Raw genomic sequence first — 17,144 nt, 5'->3', positions numbered from 1 at the left:
CATCCCATCATGGCAAGCGCCACCGTATGGACGCGACCCTGACCACCTATCTGATGCTCGCCGGCGGCCTCGTACTGCTGACGATCGGCGGCGACACCCTGGTGCGCGGAGCCTCGACGGCCGCGAAATCAATGGGCGTCTCACCGCTCCTGATCGGCTTGACCCTGGTGGGCTTCGGCACCTCCACACCCGAGCTGGTGACCAGCATCACGGCTGCAATGGCGGGATCGCCGGGCATTGCAGTGGGCAACATCGTCGGGTCCAACACGGCCAACATCCTTCTGATCCTCGGCGTCGCCGCTCTGATCACGCCGATCCTTGTCGATCGCGCGGCCTTCCGGCGCGACGGATGGATGCTGGTGATCGCCAGCGCGGTCTGCGCCGGGGCGGTGCTGGCGGGCCGCATCGGCTTCATCTGGGGCCTGGGCATGATCGCCCTGCTGATTGCCTACCTCGTGGTCGCCTATCTGGGCGAGCGGTCTGTCGAGGACGCCGAACGGGCCAAGTATGAGCACATCTCGGAAGACGCGCCCGATGCCAGGGGTGGCCTTTGGGCCGGCCTGGGGCTGGCGGTCGTCGGTATCGCCCTGACCATCGGCGGAGCGCGCCTGCTGGTCGACGGGGCGGTGGTCATCGCGCGGGATCTGGGGGTTTCCGACACGGTGATCGGGCTGACTGTGGTGGCGGTCGGAACGTCCCTGCCCGAACTTGTGACCTCTGTCGTGGCGGCTGCGCGCAAGCACGCCGACGTCGCCCTGGGCAATGTCGTCGGCTCGAACATCTACAACGTCCTCGGCATCCTCGGGATCACGGCCATGGTCTCGCCGCTGGATGTGCCGCCCGAGATCGCACGGGTCGACCTGTGGGTCATGCTCGGCGCGACGGCCCTGCTGGTGCTGTTCGTCCGCACGGGCATGAAGATCGTGCGCTGGGAGGCGGGCGTGCTGCTTCTCGCCTACGGGGGCTACATCGCCTGGCTGGCGACGAACGCGGCCTGACCGCGGTCCTAGTGCGCCTCGTCCCAGTTCTTCGCCGCCCTCGCATCGACGACCAGCGGCACCGATAGCGCCACCGCAGGCTCGGCCGCCCTCTCCATGACCCTGCGGATCAGGGGGATGGCGCGCTCGGCCTCGGCGTCAGGGGCTTCGAAGACCAGTTCGTCGTGGACCTGGAGCAGCATCCGGGTTGCCAGACCCGCCTCGCACAGGGCCCCTGGCATCCGCATCATGGCGCGCCGGATGATGTCGGCGGCGGCCCCCTGGATGGGGGCGTTGATGGCCGCGCGCTCGCCGAACTGACGCTCGGCCCCCGATTTGGAGTGGATGGCCGGGATGTGGATCTTGCGGCCGAAGACGGTGGAAACGTAGCCGTTCTGGCGCACCTCGGCGCGGGTCGCGTCCATATAGGCGCGGATGCCGGGGAAACGCTCGAAGTAGGTCTTGATGTAGGCCCCCGCCTCGCCCTGATCGATTCCGAGCTGGGCCGCCAGGCCGAAGGCCGAGATGCCGTAGACGATGCCGAAGTTGATGGCCTTGGCGCGGCGGCGCGTCTCCGGGTCCATCTGCTCGACCGGGACGCCGAACATCTCGGACGCGGTGGCCGTATGGATGTCGATGCCGGCCTTGAAGGCGCGCTTCAGTTCGGGGATGTCGCCGATGTGGGCGAGCAGGCGCAGCTCGATCTGGCTGTAGTCGGCGCTGATCAGGACGTGGCCGTCGCGGGCGATGAAGGCCTGGCGGATCTGGCGGCCCGTCTCGGTCCGGATCGGGATGTTCTGGAGGTTGGGGTCCGAGGAGGCCAGGCGGCCGGTGGTGGCGGCGGCGAGCTGATAGGAGGTGTGGACGCGGTCCGTTTTCTCGTCCATCGCCGCGATCAGGGCGTCGGTGTAGGTGCCCTTCAGCTTGGACAGCTGGCGCCATTCCAGCAGGACGCGGGGCAGTTCGTGGGATTCCGCCAGCGTCTCCAGCGTCGAGGCGCCCGTCTCCCACTGACCGGAGGCGGTCTTCTTGCCGCCCGAAAGATTGAGCTCGCCGAAGAGGATGTCGCCGATCTGCTTGGGGCTGCCGACGTTGAAGGGGCGGCCGGCGAGGCCGTGGGCCTTCTCCTCCAGCTCGGCCATGCGCAGGCCGAACTCCGACGACAGACGACGCAGGCGGTCGGGGTCGATGCGGACGCCTTCCAGCTCCATGTCGGCGAGCACGGCGGGCATGCCGCGCTCCAGCGTCTCATAGACGGTCGCCAGCCCCTCGCGCGCCAGCCGGGGCTTGAGGATGCGCCAGAGGCGCAGCGTCACGTCGGCGTCCTCGGCGGCGTAGCAGGTCGCCGGTTTCAGCTCGACGTGCTTGAAGGATTTCTGGGCCTTGCCGGTCCCCGCCACCGATTTGAACGGGATCGGATCGTGGCCGAGATGCAGGCGGCTGAGCTCGTCCATGCCGTGGCCGTGCAGCCCGCCTTCAAGGACGTAGGAGATCAGCATGGTGTCGTCGATCGGCGCCACCCGGATGCCGCGCCGCGCCATGACGGCGAGGTCGTACTTGCCGTTCTGGACCACCTTCAGAACGGCGAGGTTTTCCAGCAGGGACTTGAGCCGCGCCAGCACCGTGGGCTTGTCCAGCTGGGTCAAGGGCTCGCGGGCATCGCCCCCGCCGCCGAAATCCAGCCCGCCCGCGCCCTCGACCGGCGGATGCTCGTGCGTCAGGGGGATGTAGCAGGCGTCGTTCGGGCCGATGGCCAGCGACACGCCGCACAGCCCGGCGTGCGTCGCCGACAGGGCGTCGGTCTCGGTGTCGAAGCCGACGACGCCCGCCTCGGTGGCCCGGGCGATGAAGGCGTCCAGCGCCTCCAGCGTCTGGATGCAGTGGTAGGCGTCGTGGTCGAAGGGCTGTTTCTCGACCGTGTCCGACACCGCCTGCGGCGCGTATCGCGGTGAGATGACCGGCGCGCTCATCGGGGCGGGGCGCGGAGGCGCGAAGGCCGAGCCCTCGTGCCCCGCCAGCTTGCCGTCGCCGATCCGCCGCGCCAGCGAACGGAATTCCATCAGCTCCAGAAAGGCCGACAGGGTCGCCGGATCGGGATCGCGCACGGCGAAATCCTCGATCAGCTCAGGGGCCGGCGCGTCGCAGGTCAGCTTGACCAGCTCGCGGCTGAGCAAAATCTGGTCCTTGAGATTGATCAGGGTCTCGCGCCGCTTCGGCTGCTTGATCTCGCCCGCCCGCTCCAGAAGCGTGTCCAGGTCGCCGTATTCGTCCAACAGCTGGGCGGCGGTCTTGGGGCCGATGCCGGGCGCGCCCGGCACGTTATCGACGCTGTCGCCAATCAGGGCCTGGAGATCGATCATCTTGTCCGGGGTGACGCCGAACTTCTCCATCACCGCTTCTTCCGCGAGACGCCGGTCCTTCATCGGATCCCACATGACCACTGCCGGCCCGATCAGCTGCATCAGATCCTTGTCGGACGATACGATGACGCACTCGCCGCCCGCGTCGCGCGCCTTGCAGGCATAGGTGGCGATCAGGTCGTCGGCCTCGTATCCCGGCAGCTCGACACAATGTACGCCGAAGGCCTTTGTCGCCTCGCGCACCAGCGGAAACTGCGGGATCAGGTCCTCGGGCGGGGCCGAGCGGTTGGCCTTGTACTGGTCGTAGAGGTCATTGCGGAACGTCTTTTCCGAGTGGTCGAAGATGGCGGCCAGATGGGTCGGGCCGTCCGCGCCCTTCATGTCCTTCAACAGTTTCCAGAGCATATTGCAGTAGCCTTGGACCGCGCCGACCGGCAGGCCGTCGGACTTGCGCGTCAGAGGCGGCAGGGCGTGGTAGGCGCGAAAGATGTAGGCCGAGGCGTCGATCAGCCACAGCCGCAGGGGAGTGTCGGACATGGAGCCGACCATAGGCGGCGGTCGCGGCGGCGTCACGCACTCCGCGCCCATTCCCCGTCAGCTTCTGCAAGCTTGACCGTCGCCGGAGAAAGGCGTCGTGTTGGCGGGTCAACCTTGGGAGGGGCGGACGATGAAGACGCGGGGATGGGGCGCGGTCGCCCTGGCCTATCCGGCGGCGGCGCTGGCGGGCGCGGTCATCGTGACCATCGGGTTCGCGGCCATCAGCACTTATGCCTCGCTGGCCAATGAAGGTGGCTGGGACAAGGTCGGCAGGGGGACCTGGGTCCTGCCAGCCGCCACGATCTACGCCTTCGTGGTCTACATGGCCGGTCTGATCGTCATCGGCACGCCTGCCTGGCTGGTGCTGTCGAGGACGGGCCGGAGGAGCCGCCGGGACGCCGTGGTGGCCGGTGCCGTGTTGTCCGCGCTCGCGGGCGCAATCTTCATCCTGGCGGCAGGCGAACCGGCGACCGCCTGGGAGCCCTGGGCCTTCGTCGCTTCCCTCGCCCTGCCTGGCGCGGCGGCCGGATGGACGCTGCACCGGGTCGCCTGCGGCCGCTAGAACTCGCGCCAGCTGTCGCCGGGATCGCGTTCGCCAGGCCGCGCCGACTGCTGGCCCCAGGTGACCATCATCAGCACCTTGTGGCTGCGAATTCGATACTCGCCGATCATGGGCGTGACAGCGCCCAGCGGCGCGCCGGTCCCCGCGTCGTAGACGAACCCCGAAAATTCGGCGACGCCCACCCGGTCCCTGCGGCTGTAGAGGCTCAATTCGGGGATCGAGACGACGTTCAGGTTCTCGTTGATCGGCAAGGCCAGCGGCGGCAAGCCGACGACCCGGCGCATCTGCTCGATGGAGAGCGTCCCGGCGCGCAGCTCGAACACCGCGTCGGCCTGGGCCTTGTCGTCGGCGAGCGCATAGCCCCGCTGCGACAGGGCGGCGCGAACCGTCGAGGTCGCATAGCCTGAGCCTTCGCCTCCGAAGAAGCGATTGTCCACGAACACGCGCGCGCCGTCGGCTACCGGAAGACGCAACCCCTCGACCGCGAGGTCCGCCGCGCGCGCCAGCAGCAGCTGCTCGGTCGCCGTTCGCCCCGGATAGGTCTCCGAGGTCGAGGCGCAGGCCGCCAGGGCGAGCGTAAGCCCGACCGCTGTCGCCAGACGCATCACCACGTCCCGATGTTCGGCATCGACACCCAGGGCTCGGCAGGCGCCAGTGGCTCGCCTTCCTGCAGCAGCTCGATCGAGATGCCGTCCGGTGAGCGGACAAACGCCATGCGCCCGTCGCGCGGCGGACGGTTGATGACCACGCCGGCGTCCATCAGTCGCTGACAGGCCTTGTAGATATTGTCGAATTTGTAGGCCAGGTGGCCGAAATTGCGCCCGCCCGTGTACTCCTCCGGATCCCAGTTGTACGTCAGCTCGACCTCCGGCGACCGCTCGGTGGCGGACCTCTCCAGGTCCTTCGGCGCGGCGAGGAACACCAGGGTGAAGCGGCCCTTCTCGTTCTCCATGCGGCGCACTTCCCGCAGGCCCAGCAGATCGGTCCAGAAGCGCAGGGAGGTGTCCAGATCCCTCACCCGGACCATGGTGTGCAGATAGCGCATGACGGCTCTCCGAAGGGGCGGTGGGCAGTGCGGTCCCTTAATCGGAAATCGTCAGCTTCCCAAGGTGATCGGACATCACTAATGACGACAACGCGCTTCGGGGAAAGACGATTTCGCTTCGTTCACGGAGAAAGACCGGTCGGGGGACCGGTGAGATTTCTGGGGGACTGACCGCATCATGGGCTCACTCACTCGCGCCAACGCCGCGCGCGCCGGAAGGGGCGCGGGAACCGCGAAACCGGGTACCACCAAGGATCGCCAGCTCGGGGCCGTCAGCCTGGGCGAGCGGCTCAAGTACGGCTTCGACAAGTCGATGTCGGGCGGGGCGATGGCCCTGGTCGGCTGGCTGGGCCTCGTGACCCTGATCACCATCCTGTTCGCCGCCAGCGTGCTGGCCCTGACCGGAATCGGACCGGACGGCGGCTTCAACTTCATCGAGGCGGTCTGGCAGTCGCTGATGCGGACGATGGACGCCGGCACCATGGGCGGGGACACGGGCTGGAGCTTCCGGCTGCTGACGTTGTTCGTAACGGCCATGGGCATCCTGGTCTTTTCGGCCCTGATCTCGGTGATCTCCGCCGGTCTGGACGCCAAGATCGACGAGGCCCGGAAAGGCCGTTCGCGCGTGCTCGAGACCGATCACACCATAATCCTGAACTGGTCGGCCTCCATCTTCGACATCATCTCCGAACTGGTCATCGCCAACGAGAGCCGGAAGAATCCGCGCATCGTCATCATGGCCAACAAGGACAAGGTCGAGATGGAGGACGAGATCGCCGACAAGGTCGAGGATCTCAAGAACACCCAGATCATCTGCCGCTCTGGCGACCCGACCGACCTGTTCGACCTGTCGATCGTCAACCCCCAGGCCTGCCGCTCCATCATCGTGGTGTCGCCGGAAGGCACCGACGACCCTGACAGCCAGGTCATCAAGACCGTCCTGGCCCTGACCAACGACCCCAAGCGGCGCGAGGAGCGGTATCTGATCGCGGCCGAGCTGAGGGATTCCCATAACGCCGAGGTCGCCCGCATCGTCGGCGGCGACGAGGTGCAGCTGGTTCTGGCCGACGACCTGATCTCGCGCATCGTGGTCCAATCCAGCCGCCAGGTCGGTCTGTCGGCGGTCTACTCTGAACTGCTCGATTTCGACGGCTGCGAAATCTACACGACCGAACTCGAGGACCTGGTCGGCAAGACCTATGGCGAGGCAGTCATGGGCTATCGCGACTCTGCCATGATCGGCCTGCGCTATCCGGATGGCCGCACCCGCATGAACCCGCCGATGGACGAGGTCATTGCCGAGGGCTGCCGCGCCATCATCATCGCTGAGGACGACGACTCCATTCGGCTGACCCCGCCCGACGAGCGCCTGATCGACGCTTCCGCCATTCGTATGCCCAAGGCCGTGCGCCGGAAGGCGGAGCGAACCCTGATCATCGGCTGGAACCGACGCGGTGCGCTGATCGCCTACGAGCTGTCCAAGTACGTGCGCCCGGGCTCTCTGCTGACGATCGCGGCCGACACCCCCGGCTTCGCCGAGGAGGTCGCCTCCATGCCGCTCGGCTCGAAAAACATGAAGGTCGAGGCCAAGGTGATCGACACCGGCCACGCGGCCTCGATCGAGGCGCTGGACCCCGTGTCCTACGACTCGATCATGGTGCTGGGGTACTCCGACACCATGGAGGCCCAGTCGGCCGACACCCGCACCCTGATCACCCTGCTGCACCTGAGGAAGCTGTCGGAGCGGCTGGGCGTCCACATCAGCGTGGTCTCGGAGATGATCGACATCAGGAACCGCGAACTGGCCGAGGTCACCCGCGCCGACGACTTCGTGGTGTCCAACAAGCTGGTCAGCCTGATGCTGGCCCAGGCGTCGGAGAACGAATACCTGTCCGACATCTTCGCCGACCTGCTGGATGAGGACGGGTCGGAAATCTACATGCGGCCGATCGGCGACTACGTCGACCTGTCCGGCCCCGTTAGCGGCTACACCCTGACCGAAGCAGCCCGGAGGCGCGGCGAGACCGCCATCGGCTACCGCAGGAAGCGTGACGAGGACGAGGCCGACGGCCGCAACATGGGTGGCGTCGTGGTCAATCCGGACAAGGCCGAGGTTCTGGAATTCCTGCCCGAGGACCGGCTGATCGTCCTCTCCGAAGGCTGATGCGGGGCGGACCGGGACGGGCGCGACGCCCCGCCCGGTTGCGCCGACGGTGCCGAGGCCTCACCATCCCGAAACACCTCGCGCCGCAAAGGATCGCCCATGCCCCTGCTGATGTGCCCCAACGACAATGCCCAGATGCAGACCCTGGATCGCGGCGGCGTCCAGTTCGACATGTGCCCGACCTGCCGGGGCGTCTGGCTGGACCGCGGCGAGCTGGAAAAGCTGATGGAGCAGGCTGCCGCCACCGCGGCGCCGGCGGCCGCCCAGCCGGCCTATGCGCCGCCCCCGCAGGCCGCGCCCCAGCCGGGCCCCTGGGGCCAGCCGCAGCAACCCCAACCGCCGCAGTACGGATACCGCGACCAGCCGCGATACCGAGACGATGACGACTACCGCTACCGCAAGAAGAAGCGCGACAGCATCTTCGACATCTTCGATTAACGCCGCACCAGCGCCTTGCTGGCGCCGTTTCGATGGGCCACGGTGCATCCAACAAGACGTCGAACAGGACGACACAGGGATGAAGCGTATCTGGGCAACAGCCCTCGGCCTCGCGGCCATGGGATCGCTGGCGGCCTGTTCCGGTTTGAAGGACGACGATGAGGCGGCCACCTCGCCGGAAACGGAAACGCCTGGCGCGGTTTCCATTTCCGGGACGGCGGCGAGTGAACCCTCTGGCTCGACGGTCCCGGCGCAACCGGCGACGGACGGCGCTCCAGCCTTCGCCGTCGTCTATCCGGGGGCGACGATCCAGGCCGATCCAGTCGTAGCCACCGGTCCGGAGGGTCCGGGCGGTCTGGTGACCTACCTGACCGATGCGCCGCCCGAGGCTGTGATCGCCTTTCATCGTGAACGCGCGGAAGCCGCCGGCCTGTCGTCCGTCATGGCCATGAACCAGGGCGACGCGCGGGCCTATGGCGCCGCGAAGGCTCGGGCCAGTCTTCAGGTCGTCGCCGCACCCACGCCGGAAGGCCGGACCTCGGTGCAGCTGAGCTGGAGCGCGGCGGGATGAGGGAGGGTGTCCTGGCGATTGCGCTGGTCGCGGCGGTCGCGGGTTTCTCCCGGGGCGCCACGGCCCAGGAGGCGATGGGTCCGGCCGCGCCCGCCGCGGGTTATCTGGACGAGAGGGTGATCGGCGCGCTGGCCGCCGCCGTTCCCGCCCCGGCTGCTCCGGGATCTCCGCAGGACGTCGCCGACCGAACGGCCTCCGAACGGTCGACGGCGCTGGAGGATACCGACCGATGGCTGCTGGCGACGCGGCACGCCGAGCTTCGGCCCGGGGTGGCGCTGGCCCATTTCGACTGCGCGCTCGGCTTTCGCATCGATGCGGCCGAAGCCCCACGGCTGGCCGCGATCCTGACCCGCGTTCTGCACGACGCCAATGAGGCCGCCGAACTCGCCAAGGCGCGCGGTCACCGCCCCCGGCCGGTCGGTGACGATCCCGACCGGCGCGCCTGTCAGGCCGTGACATCGGCCCAGCGCGCCACAGCCTCGCATCCGTCCGGCAGCGCCTCGGTCGGGTCGGCCTATGGCACTGTTCTGGCCGCCTTGGTTCCAGACCGGGCCGAGGCCGTGACCGCGATCGGCCGCCAGATCGCGATCAGCCGAATGGTCTGCGGCATGCACTATCCGTCCGACGTCGAGGACGGCGCGGCGCTGGGCGCGGTCGTCGCCGAAGCCGTCATCACCACCCCGGCCTTCCAGGCGGACGCCACCGCCGCGCGCGTCGAGATCGCGGCCGCACGAACCGCCGCCCGCACCAGCCCGGCGTGCGCGGCCGAACGCGCCGCCCTGGCCATTCCCCTGCCCTGATCCTCAGGCGGGACGCGGAGCCACCAGGCCACCGTACAGATCGGTCCTCCGATCCCGGAAGAAACCCCAGGCCGCGCGATGCCGGTCGATGTAGTCGAGGTCGAACGTGTGGACCAGCACGCCCTCTTCGTCCCGACCCAGGCTCTGAACCAGATCGCCCCTATGGTCGGCGATGAAGGACGAACCGTAGAAGACCTGCCCGGCCTCGCTGACCCGCTCGTGGCCGATCCGGTTGGCGCCGACGACCGGCACGACGTTGGACACAGCATGACCCTGCATGGCGCGCCGCCAAGGGTCGGCCGTGTCCAGTTCCTTGTCGTGCGGCTCCGAGCCGATGGCGGTCGGATACATCAGCACCTCGGCACCCTGGAGCATCATGGCCCGCGCCGTTTCCGGGTACCACTGATCCCAGCAGATGCCGACGCCGATGCGCCCGAAGCGGGTGTTCCAGACCTTGAAGCCCGTATCACCCGGCCGGAAGTAGTACTTCTCCTGATAGCCGGGGCCATCTGGAATGTGGCTCTTGCGATAGACGCCCAGCGCCCGGCCGTCGGCGTCCAGCATGACCAGGCTGTTGAAATAGTGCGGCCCCTCGCGCTCAAAGATCGACACGGGGATTGCGACGCCCAGTTCGGCCGCAACCGGCTGGAGCGCCGTGACGCAGGGATGCTCCGCCCACTGATAGGCGGTGCCGAACCAGCGCTCCTCCTGGCTGACGCAGAAGTAGGGGCCCTGGAACAGTTCGCTGGGCAGGATCACCTGGGCGCCCCGCGACGCGGCCTCCCGGATGAAGCCGATCGTCGTCTCGATGTTCGCGCCGAGGTCTTCACCGTAGGCGGTCTGGATGGCGGCGACACTGATCGTTCTGGCCATCAGGCGGGCTCCTGCTGGGAGATGCAGTGAAAGGACCCGCCGCCGGTCAGGATGGCGGTCGACGGCAGGGCGATGATCTCGCGCTCAGGGAAGACGGTGGCGAGGCCTTCGCAGGCCAGCCGCGCGGCCGCCTCGTCGCCGTAGGTCGGGACGATCACGGCACCGTTGGCGATCAGGAAGTTCATGTGGCTGGCCGGGATCGGCCGCTCGTCCTCGTCCAGCACAAGGCCGGGCGACGGCAGGCGTAGCAGACGGATCGGCTGGTCCTCCGCATCGGTCATCGCCGTCAGGGCCTGGGCCACCGCGGCGTAGACGTCCGCATTTGGGTCGTTCCGGCCCCAGGCGACCGGGCAGGCCACGACGCCCGGCGCGACGAAGCGGGCCAGATTGTCGACGTGGCCGTCGGTGTGGTCGTTCAGCAGGCCGTCTCCCAGCCACAGCACCTTGCGCGCGTCCAGGGCGTCCGTCAGCGCTCCCTCGGCGACGACATCGGTCCAGCCCGTATTGCGGTTGGGGTTCAGCAGGCACTGGCGGGTGGTCAGGATCGTGCCCGCGCCGTCGTGATCCAGCGCGCCGCCTTCCAGAATGAAATCGTGTCGATCCAGCGCCGCGCCGGAGGCCTGGGCGATCTGGTCGGCGACGGTGTCGTCATGCTCGAGCTCGTACTTGCCGCCCCAGCCATTGAAGCGGAAGGCCGAGGCGCGACGAGACCCCGCCGCGAAGATCGGCCCCGTGTCCCTCAGCCAGATGTCCCCGAAGAGACCTGGGACGATCTCGATGCCGTCGACGCCATCAAGACGCGCACGTGCCGACTCCACGGCTTCCGACTTGCCAACCATCAGCCGGACCCGCTCGCGGCCCGGGCCAACCAGCGCACGAACCAAGGCCTCGACCTCAGCCTGGGCCGGTTCGAGGTTGTCCTCCCAAAGCTCCGCATGGCTGGGCCAGCCCACCCACATCGCGCGGTGCGCCGACCATTCGGCGGGGACGGGAGAAAGGGTCATCGGCCGGGCGGCCTCCTCGGAACAACGGACCGCGCCAGATAGACAGGGCGGCCCCTGGATTCAATGCGCGGCCGACAGCTCCACCCCCAAAGAAAAAGGGCGGCCCCGAAGGACCGCCCTGTCTCTCTCCAGCAGGCGTGGACCTTAGAAGGTCGTGCCGAGCGTCAGGATCATGGTCCGCGGCGCGCCCAGCGAGAAGGTGCGCAGCTGGCCGGTGCGGAGCACGACGCCCGCGCCCGGATCCACGTCGATGGTCGTGGCGTTGTTGCCCGACGAGATCGAGGCCGGATATTCCTCGTCGAACAGGTTCGTCACGTTGAACTGAACGAAGGCGTTGCGGATGCCGAAGGTATCGGTCAGGTCATAGCGGCTGTCGAAGTCGACGACCGTGTAGGACGGGACCGTTTCGTCGTTGACGTCCGTCGTGAAGCGTTCGTCCACATACTTGCCCTGCAGGCCGACGGTCCAGTTGTCGGTGATGGCCCACTGGCCGCGCAGGTTGAAGGTCCACTCCGGGGTCTCGACGATGCGCTTACCGGCGGTCGGCAGGAAGGTCGTGGCCGACAGCGGCACGTTCGATTGCACTTCGGAGTCGTTGTACGACGCGGCGGCGTAGAGCGAGATGTTGTCGGTCACCAGCCACTCGACCGAGCCGTCGAAGCCGTTCTGCTCGACCGCGCCGAGGTTCCGGTCAACCGAGAGGTTGAAGGTCGGCGAGGTCGGATCGTTGTCGAACGACGAGACGATGCGGTTGTCGTAGTCGACCCACCAGAAGGCGGCCGAGGCGATCAGGTTCGACGAGGTGTAGCGGTAGCCCAGGTCGATCGACGTGGTCGTTTCCGGCTGCACCGTGGTGAAGTCCAGGCCGCCAGCGGCGTTGCGGACCGGCTGGTACAGGTTGTCCGTCCGCGGGACCGAGATGCCTTCGGCGTAGTTGGCGTAGACCGAGTGGTTGTCGAAGAAGCGGTAGCTGAGGCCGACGTCCGGCAGGATGTCGTCGTATTTGATTTCCTGCGAATAGGGCCGGATGAACTGGGTCGTGCCGGTCGAAGCGAAGGTCACGTTGCCGTTGGCCAGCGTCGAGGCGACCGCTTCGGTCGTGCAGCGCACGTTCGACGAGCCGTTCTGCGAGAAGCAGAACTGGTTCAGTTCGCGCGTGAAGAACGGCGCACGAACGCCGAGGCGCAGCGTGAGGCTGTCGTCCAGGAACTGACCGCGATACTCGGCCGAGATCTGGTTCAGCAGGGCGATCGAGAACCGGTCACGGCTGCGGAAATAGTAGCCGTCGCGGCCCGCGACGCGAAGGTCGGCGTTGCCCCAGGTGTTCTCGCCGGCGAACACTTCCGGCACCGAGCCGTCGGCGTTGTAGCGGGTCGCTTCGCCCGTCTGGCGGTGACGGCCGTAGTCGTTGGCGTAGGACACGCGGACGCGGTGATCGTCGTTGATGTCCCACAGCAGCGAGCTGATCACGCCGTAACGACGGGTGTTGGTGTTCGACGGCGTATAGAGGCCGACGTTGTCGCAGCTGTCGCCGTCGCCGTTCAGGTCGAAGCCGGTGTTCAGGATGGCCGCGGCCGTGCACTGCGCTGCCGTCGTGACGGTGGCGTTGTTCGTGCCGTTCTGGTCCAGACGGTCGTCGCGCTCGCTGACCAGAGTATAGCCGCCGCCGTTGGCCATGACATACTGGAACGACGGATCAACGGTCAGGATCAGGTTGTCGCGCAGGCTGTAGCGGAACTGACCGCGGATGTTGCCGGTGTTGGACGGATTGATCCGGGTGCGGTGATCGTTGGTGCAGCTGCCCGAGGCGATGCCACCGAAGTAGGTGATGATGGTCGAACCGGTCGCTTCGTTCTGGACGGTGCCGGCACCCGGCGTCGGGCGGAAGCAGGCGATGTCGTTCTCAGGGCTCAGGCCGGCGTTGAACGTCGGCAGGGTATTGAAGTTATTGTAGAAGTTGTTGCGGTTTTCATTCCAGTTGAAGGCCAGGCTTGCGAAGTCGCCATCACCCAGGTCCTGAAACAGACGACCGTTGTACTGCTTCTTCTCCAGAGAGCCCGGACCCTTGAACTTGTCGTAGTCCGTGTAAGAGGCGGTCAGGTAGGCCGTGGTGCCCCAGGGGCCAAACTCGCCAGTGTCGAAGCGGCCGAAGACGCGGCCATAGTTGAAGCTGCCGATCGAGGAGACGATCTGGGCCGAACGCTCACGCAGCGGACGAGCGGTGGTGTAGGCGATGGTGCCGCCGTTGGCCGAGGCCGTCGGGCTGTCCGAGTCGGTCGAGCCTTGGTTGACCGAGGCGCGCTCGACCAGTTCGGAGTCGAGCTGCTGGTTCGAGAAGACGGCGTAGTTGCCGGTGTCGTTCAGCGGAATGCCGTCGAAGGTCAGAGAGACGCGATTGCCGTCGAAGCCACGCAGGCGGATGTTCGAGCCCGAGTTACCGAACGGGTCGTTGTTGGTGACGTTCAGGCCCGGGACGTTGTTCAGCGTCGCGATAATCGACTGACCGGGCTGCTGACGCGAGATGTACTCCTGCGTGATCGTCGAGCGGGTCTTTTCGACCGTCTGGGCGACCGTGGCACCCGAGATCGAGCGCGGGCCGCGCTGACCGGTGACGACGACTTCGTCGATGACCACGCCTTCAGCGGCGTCGGTACCCGAGGACTGGGCGGAAGCGGCGCCGGCGACGACAAGGCCGCTGACGAGGGCGGTGGTCGCCCAGAGCACGCGAGTGCGAATGTTCATCTGTGGTATCCCCAAGAGGTCCGGACGGCGCCCGGCGCGCAAGCAGACGCCGAAGACAAGCCTCGCCGCCGAAATCTTGCCCCCTCTAAGCCGCGTGTTGGAACGCGGGACGACAATGGTGTGACAGTCGTGTGACAGCGTTCGACGGTGACGCGGGCGCCACAGTGCGGCTTCAGCCCCAGACCGCGCGCAGATGCGCCTCACGGCCGCAGAACCGGCTGTAACCCCCATATCGGACCGGATTCAGTCGGGCGAAGTCCTGATGGTAGGCCTCGGCCGGCCAGAACCGCGCCGCGTCGCGCACCGGCGTGACGAAACGTCGCTCTCCGATCACGGCGACGGCAGCGGCGCGCGACGCCTCCGCAATCGGCCGCTGGGCCGCCGTGGCGAAGACGGCGGTGGCGTAGGTCGCGCCCTGATCGCAGAACTGGCCGTCGGGATCGGTCGGATCGATGGTGCGCCAGAAGCGATCGACGAGCTGGCGATAGCTGATGCGTGCCGGGTCGAAGGTGACCTGGACGGCCTCCAGATGACCGGTTCCGCCACGGACGACCTGATCATAGGTCGGATTGGCCACGCGCCCACCGGCGAACCCCGAGACAGCAGAGACGACGCCCGGCATCCGTTCGAAGTTCGCCTCGACCGACCAGAAGCAGCCCCCGGCAAAGAGGGCGACCTCGCGCCGCCCGCTGTCGGGCCCCGCTTGCGCTGGCGGCTCGGCCGTCGCGGGCTCACCCGAACAGGCGGCGAGGATCAGACTGGCGACGACCGCGAGGCGGGCGGGAAAGCGGTGGGCGGGACGCGGCATGGACAGGCTCCGATCAGCAGGACGCCCCAGCTACGTCGGGGATCGCCGTCCGGATACAAGCCCCCACCGTCTACCGTGCTGCGGCGAACCTTCTGGCGAGGGCTTTGGCGGTGGGTTTGAGGGCTCTGGGTTCGTGGTAGTTGCCGTTGACCTGTGTTCTGGCGATGACGTGGGCTCTGAACCTGTGGAACAGGGCGTCGTCGGGGGCGGTGGGGTCGGTCCAGAACTGGTCGATGGGTTTCTGGTCGGTCAGGCCGGCGAAGTCGAAGAAGGCCTCGCCGAGCACCTTGACCGGGGTCTTGAAGCCGAGCGCGGACAGGGCGGCGGAGGAGTTGTTGACCACCATTCCGCTCGAGGCGCGGCACAGCTGGGCCAGGTTGCCGCCGTCGATGAAGTCGACCCGGTCGGCGATGCCGCGCTCCACCGCCAGCACATGGGTCATGCGGCGCAGGTCGACCAGGCCGGGGTCCAACGGATGGTTCTTGACCACCAGCCGCGCCTCGGCCGGGGCGTGGCGGGCAAACGAGCTCATCACCTCGGCCAGGAAGGCGGTGTTGTCGGCAAAGTGGGAGTAGCGCAGCAGCTGGGCGTCGCCCTCCCTCTGCAGGCAGGCGATGAAGAAGGGCCCGCGCGCGCGGATCACCTCGGCGTCGGCCTCCGAGCGCGAGGCGAAGGTCAGGCCCAGGAACCGCTTCACATGGCCCACGAACTGCAGCCACGGGCTGGTGGTGTAGGGATAGACGTAGCGGCGGAACATCAGCCGGCCCAGCGGCTGGACCATGTGATACAGGCTGATGTTGACCACGTGGTGAGGCAGGATGCGCCCGGCCGGACGGGTCGGCAGGATCTCGGGGATGGGCGGATCATAGGCCCGGGCCTCGCGCGGCAGGCCTGAGGAAGCGTTGACCCCGTTCTCCTCGACCGTGATCCAGTCCGGGCGGAAGTAGCCGTTCTCGAGCACCCAGATGCGCAGGGGCGCATCGGGGTGGCCGCCTGCGGCGGCGGCGCTACCGCTCAGCTCGCGGAGCCTCGCTACCTGAACGGAGGGGTCGCTCGTCGTCGACGATGGGCCGTCGGTGGAGGCCTCGACGGTCTGTCCGGCCAGCGCCCCCGCACGGGCGGCCTTGAGCGTGTCGCGCTGGGCCAGGACGCCCTGATTGTAGGGACCGCCTTCGCCGAACACGATCAGGTCGGTCAGGCCCTGGTCCTGGACCAGACGGGCCAGACGCTGGGGCCAGCGGCGCACGTCGCCGGTGTAGGGCACCGCACCCGACCGGCGCCAGTAGGCCGCGTCGCCGGCGTTGAACAGCATGCGGGCGACCGAGGCGCCCTCGGCCTGGAGCGCATCGGCCAGCGCCCGGCCGAACGGGCCGAACGGGGCGGTCACGATCAGGAACCGGCGGCCCAGAAGGCTCTGGCCCGGAGCCGCGCGCGAGACCGGGGCGAAGGCCGAGGCCGACGCCGCAACGCGGGCGCTCGAAGCAGCAGGCGATGAGACAGCCGAGGCGGTCGCGGGCTCCGCCACGGCGATCTCCGGGGCGGTGTCTCGCAACAGGCTGCGGGGCTGGCGGACGTCCGTCATGATGGACCGGCTCACGCGAAGTCAGAAGGACAGGACGGAAGAACGCATCGGCCCGGGCTTCGGTCCGGCATCCCCGCCCCTGTCCCTGAACGCAAGGAGCGGGCGGTTCCGTCGGGGACCGGACGAGAGAGGCGCGCGGGCACGGACATGAGGGCCTTTGTCGCCGCCTCTCCGCGCCGGATCAACCGACTTGTCCAAAAAAGCGAAACCGCCGGTCTTCAAGACGAAAACCGGCGGCTCTGCATACGGATCAGGGGAGCGATGGGGGGACGCTTGGACCGACCACCGCCACTTCCGAAATGACCGGAGCGGGGCCCCGGATCGAAAAGACCCGAAGCCCCGTCCAGACGTCTTAGAAGTTGATGCCGATGGTGGCGCGACGGTTCAGCGGCTCACGAACGCCGTCGGCGGTCGGGCGGGCCAGCTGGGTTTCGCCACGGCCGTCCAGCGAGATCACGCCGCTGTTCACACCCTGGGCGACCAGGGCATCGGCGACCGTGCGCGCACGGCGGTTCGACAGACCCACGTTGTAGGCGGCCGAACCCGAGGTGTCGGCGTGACCGACGACCAGGACGCGCGTCGGACGACCCGAGCGGGCGTAGGCCGCGGCCTGGCTGACCACCGAGTTGGCTTCCGCCGTCAGGGTCGAGCGATCCCAGTCGAAGTACACCACGAACTCAC

The 17,144-nt window shown here is 67.9% G+C and carries 15 protein-coding genes; 6 read left to right on the top strand and 9 right to left on the bottom strand.

Annotation, left to right across the window (positions count from 1 at the left end; all coding sequences use genetic code 11):
• Nucleotides 1–26: 26 nt before the first annotated feature.
• A complete protein-coding gene (locus tag Q333_RS0111230; protein WP_051651279.1) occupies nt 27–998 on the top strand; it encodes a calcium/sodium antiporter in 972 nt (323 codons plus the stop codon).
• 8 nt (nt 999–1,006) lie between these two features.
• Here the strand turns inward: Q333_RS0111230 and polA are convergent, their stop codons facing one another.
• Nucleotides 1,007–3,886: a DNA polymerase I gene (gene polA / locus Q333_RS0111225; RefSeq protein ID WP_035294281.1), complete on the bottom strand. Its 2,880-nt coding sequence runs from the start codon at nt 3,884–3,886 to the stop codon at nt 1,007–1,009.
• Between the two features lie 118 nt (nt 3,887–4,004).
• Here polA and Q333_RS0111220 point away from each other — a divergent pair, with 118 nt between their 5' ends.
• Nucleotides 4,005–4,436 (top strand): hypothetical protein, encoded by a 432-nt coding sequence (locus tag Q333_RS0111220; RefSeq protein WP_029417016.1) that lies wholly within the window; start codon nt 4,005–4,007, stop codon nt 4,434–4,436.
• On the opposite strand, the gene Q333_RS0111215 is transcribed toward Q333_RS0111220, so the two are convergent.
• Together Q333_RS0111215 and Q333_RS0111210 are read right to left on the bottom strand one after the other, a co-directional pair.
• Complete coding sequence (locus tag Q333_RS0111215; RefSeq protein WP_029417014.1) at nt 4,433–5,041, bottom strand: DUF6655 family protein; 609 nt, start codon at nt 5,039–5,041, stop codon at nt 4,433–4,435. The two genes, Q333_RS0111220 and Q333_RS0111215, sit on opposite strands and share 4 nt — an antisense overlap.
• Nucleotides 5,041–5,481, bottom strand: coding sequence for a VOC family protein (locus Q333_RS0111210; protein WP_029417012.1), 441 nt, complete (start codon nt 5,479–5,481; stop codon nt 5,041–5,043). The genes Q333_RS0111215 and Q333_RS0111210 overlap by 1 nt, the downstream gene beginning before the upstream one ends.
• Nucleotides 5,482–5,659: 178 nt before the next feature.
• Here Q333_RS0111210 and Q333_RS0111205 point away from each other — a divergent pair, with 178 nt between their 5' ends.
• The 4 genes from Q333_RS0111205 (at nt 5,660) to Q333_RS0111190 (ending at nt 9,454) form a co-directional block, all read left to right on the top strand.
• Nucleotides 5,660–7,645 carry a CASTOR/POLLUX-related putative ion channel gene (locus tag Q333_RS0111205; RefSeq protein ID WP_084176042.1) on the top strand — a complete coding sequence of 662 codons (1,986 nt, stop codon included), beginning with the start codon at nt 5,660–5,662 and terminating at the stop codon, nt 7,643–7,645.
• Nucleotides 7,646–7,744: 99 nt separating this feature from the next.
• Nucleotides 7,745–8,083: a TFIIB-type zinc ribbon-containing protein gene (locus tag Q333_RS0111200; RefSeq protein WP_029417009.1), complete on the top strand. Its 339-nt coding sequence runs from the start codon at nt 7,745–7,747 to the stop codon at nt 8,081–8,083.
• 79 nt (nt 8,084–8,162) lie between these two features.
• A complete protein-coding gene (locus Q333_RS0111195) occupies nt 8,163–8,654 on the top strand; it encodes a hypothetical protein (RefSeq protein ID WP_029417007.1) in 492 nt (163 codons plus the stop codon).
• Nucleotides 8,651–9,454, top strand: a complete 804-nt coding sequence (locus Q333_RS0111190) for a phosphatase PAP2 family protein (RefSeq protein WP_029417005.1) — start codon at nt 8,651–8,653, stop codon at nt 9,452–9,454. The genes Q333_RS0111195 and Q333_RS0111190 overlap by 4 nt, the downstream gene beginning before the upstream one ends.
• Before the next feature lie 3 nt (nt 9,455–9,457).
• Here Q333_RS0111190 and aguB read toward each other — a convergent pair whose 3' ends face one another.
• From aguB to Q333_RS0111160, 6 genes are all read right to left on the bottom strand, one after another.
• Nucleotides 9,458–10,327, bottom strand: coding sequence for an N-carbamoylputrescine amidase (aguB, locus tag Q333_RS0111185; RefSeq protein WP_029417003.1), 870 nt, complete (start codon nt 10,325–10,327; stop codon nt 9,458–9,460).
• Entirely contained in the window at nt 10,327–11,331 is a 1,005-nt protein-coding gene (locus Q333_RS0111180) for an agmatine deiminase family protein (protein ID WP_029417001.1), read from the bottom strand. Before Q333_RS0111180 ends, aguB begins: the two co-directional genes overlap by 1 nt.
• 144 nt (nt 11,332–11,475) lie before the next feature.
• Complete coding sequence (locus Q333_RS0111175; protein WP_029416999.1) at nt 11,476–14,073, bottom strand: TonB-dependent receptor; 2,598 nt, start codon at nt 14,071–14,073, stop codon at nt 11,476–11,478.
• 172 nt (nt 14,074–14,245) lie between these two features.
• Nucleotides 14,246–14,881: a peptide-methionine (S)-S-oxide reductase MsrA gene (gene msrA / locus Q333_RS0111170; protein WP_029416998.1), complete on the bottom strand. Its 636-nt coding sequence runs from the start codon at nt 14,879–14,881 to the stop codon at nt 14,246–14,248.
• Between the two features lie 70 nt (nt 14,882–14,951).
• Entirely contained in the window at nt 14,952–16,463 is a 1,512-nt protein-coding gene (locus Q333_RS0111165) for a capsular biosynthesis protein (RefSeq protein ID WP_084176039.1), read from the bottom strand.
• Nucleotides 16,464–16,815: 352 nt separating this feature from the next.
• On the bottom strand, nt 16,816–17,144 hold a 329-nt coding region (locus Q333_RS0111160; RefSeq protein WP_029416996.1), incomplete at its 5' end, for an OmpA family protein.

Origin of the sequence: Brevundimonas bacteroides DSM 4726 (genome assembly GCF_000701445.1) — a bacterium.
Classification (GTDB): domain Bacteria; phylum Pseudomonadota; class Alphaproteobacteria; order Caulobacterales; family Caulobacteraceae; genus Brevundimonas; species Brevundimonas bacteroides.
This window is presented reverse-complemented; position numbering and strand designations above follow the sequence as displayed.

Coding starts and splice junctions, on each gene's coding strand:
- Q333_RS0111230 (WP_051651279.1), top strand. CDS start 27: ATGGACGCGACCCTGACCACCTATCTGATGCTCGCCGGCGGCCTCGTA.
- polA (WP_035294281.1), bottom strand. CDS start 3,886: ATGGTCGGCTCCATGTCCGACACTCCCCTGCGGCTGTGGCTGATCGAC.
- Q333_RS0111220 (WP_029417016.1), top strand. CDS start 4,005: ATGAAGACGCGGGGATGGGGCGCGGTCGCCCTGGCCTATCCGGCGGCG.
- Q333_RS0111215 (WP_029417014.1), bottom strand. CDS start 5,041: ATGCGTCTGGCGACAGCGGTCGGGCTTACGCTCGCCCTGGCGGCCTGC.
- Q333_RS0111210 (WP_029417012.1), bottom strand. CDS start 5,481: ATGCGCTATCTGCACACCATGGTCCGGGTGAGGGATCTGGACACCTCC.
- Q333_RS0111205 (WP_084176042.1), top strand. CDS start 5,660: ATGGGCTCACTCACTCGCGCCAACGCCGCGCGCGCCGGAAGGGGCGCG.
- Q333_RS0111200 (WP_029417009.1), top strand. CDS start 7,745: ATGCCCCTGCTGATGTGCCCCAACGACAATGCCCAGATGCAGACCCTG.
- Q333_RS0111195 (WP_029417007.1), top strand. CDS start 8,163: ATGAAGCGTATCTGGGCAACAGCCCTCGGCCTCGCGGCCATGGGATCG.
- Q333_RS0111190 (WP_029417005.1), top strand. CDS start 8,651: ATGAGGGAGGGTGTCCTGGCGATTGCGCTGGTCGCGGCGGTCGCGGGT.
- aguB (WP_029417003.1), bottom strand. CDS start 10,327: ATGGCCAGAACGATCAGTGTCGCCGCCATCCAGACCGCCTACGGTGAA.
- Q333_RS0111180 (WP_029417001.1), bottom strand. CDS start 11,331: ATGACCCTTTCTCCCGTCCCCGCCGAATGGTCGGCGCACCGCGCGATG.
- Q333_RS0111175 (WP_029416999.1), bottom strand. CDS start 14,073: ATGAACATTCGCACTCGCGTGCTCTGGGCGACCACCGCCCTCGTCAGC.
- msrA (WP_029416998.1), bottom strand. CDS start 14,881: ATGCCGCGTCCCGCCCACCGCTTTCCCGCCCGCCTCGCGGTCGTCGCC.
- Q333_RS0111165 (WP_084176039.1), bottom strand. CDS start 16,463: ATGACGGACGTCCGCCAGCCCCGCAGCCTGTTGCGAGACACCGCCCCG.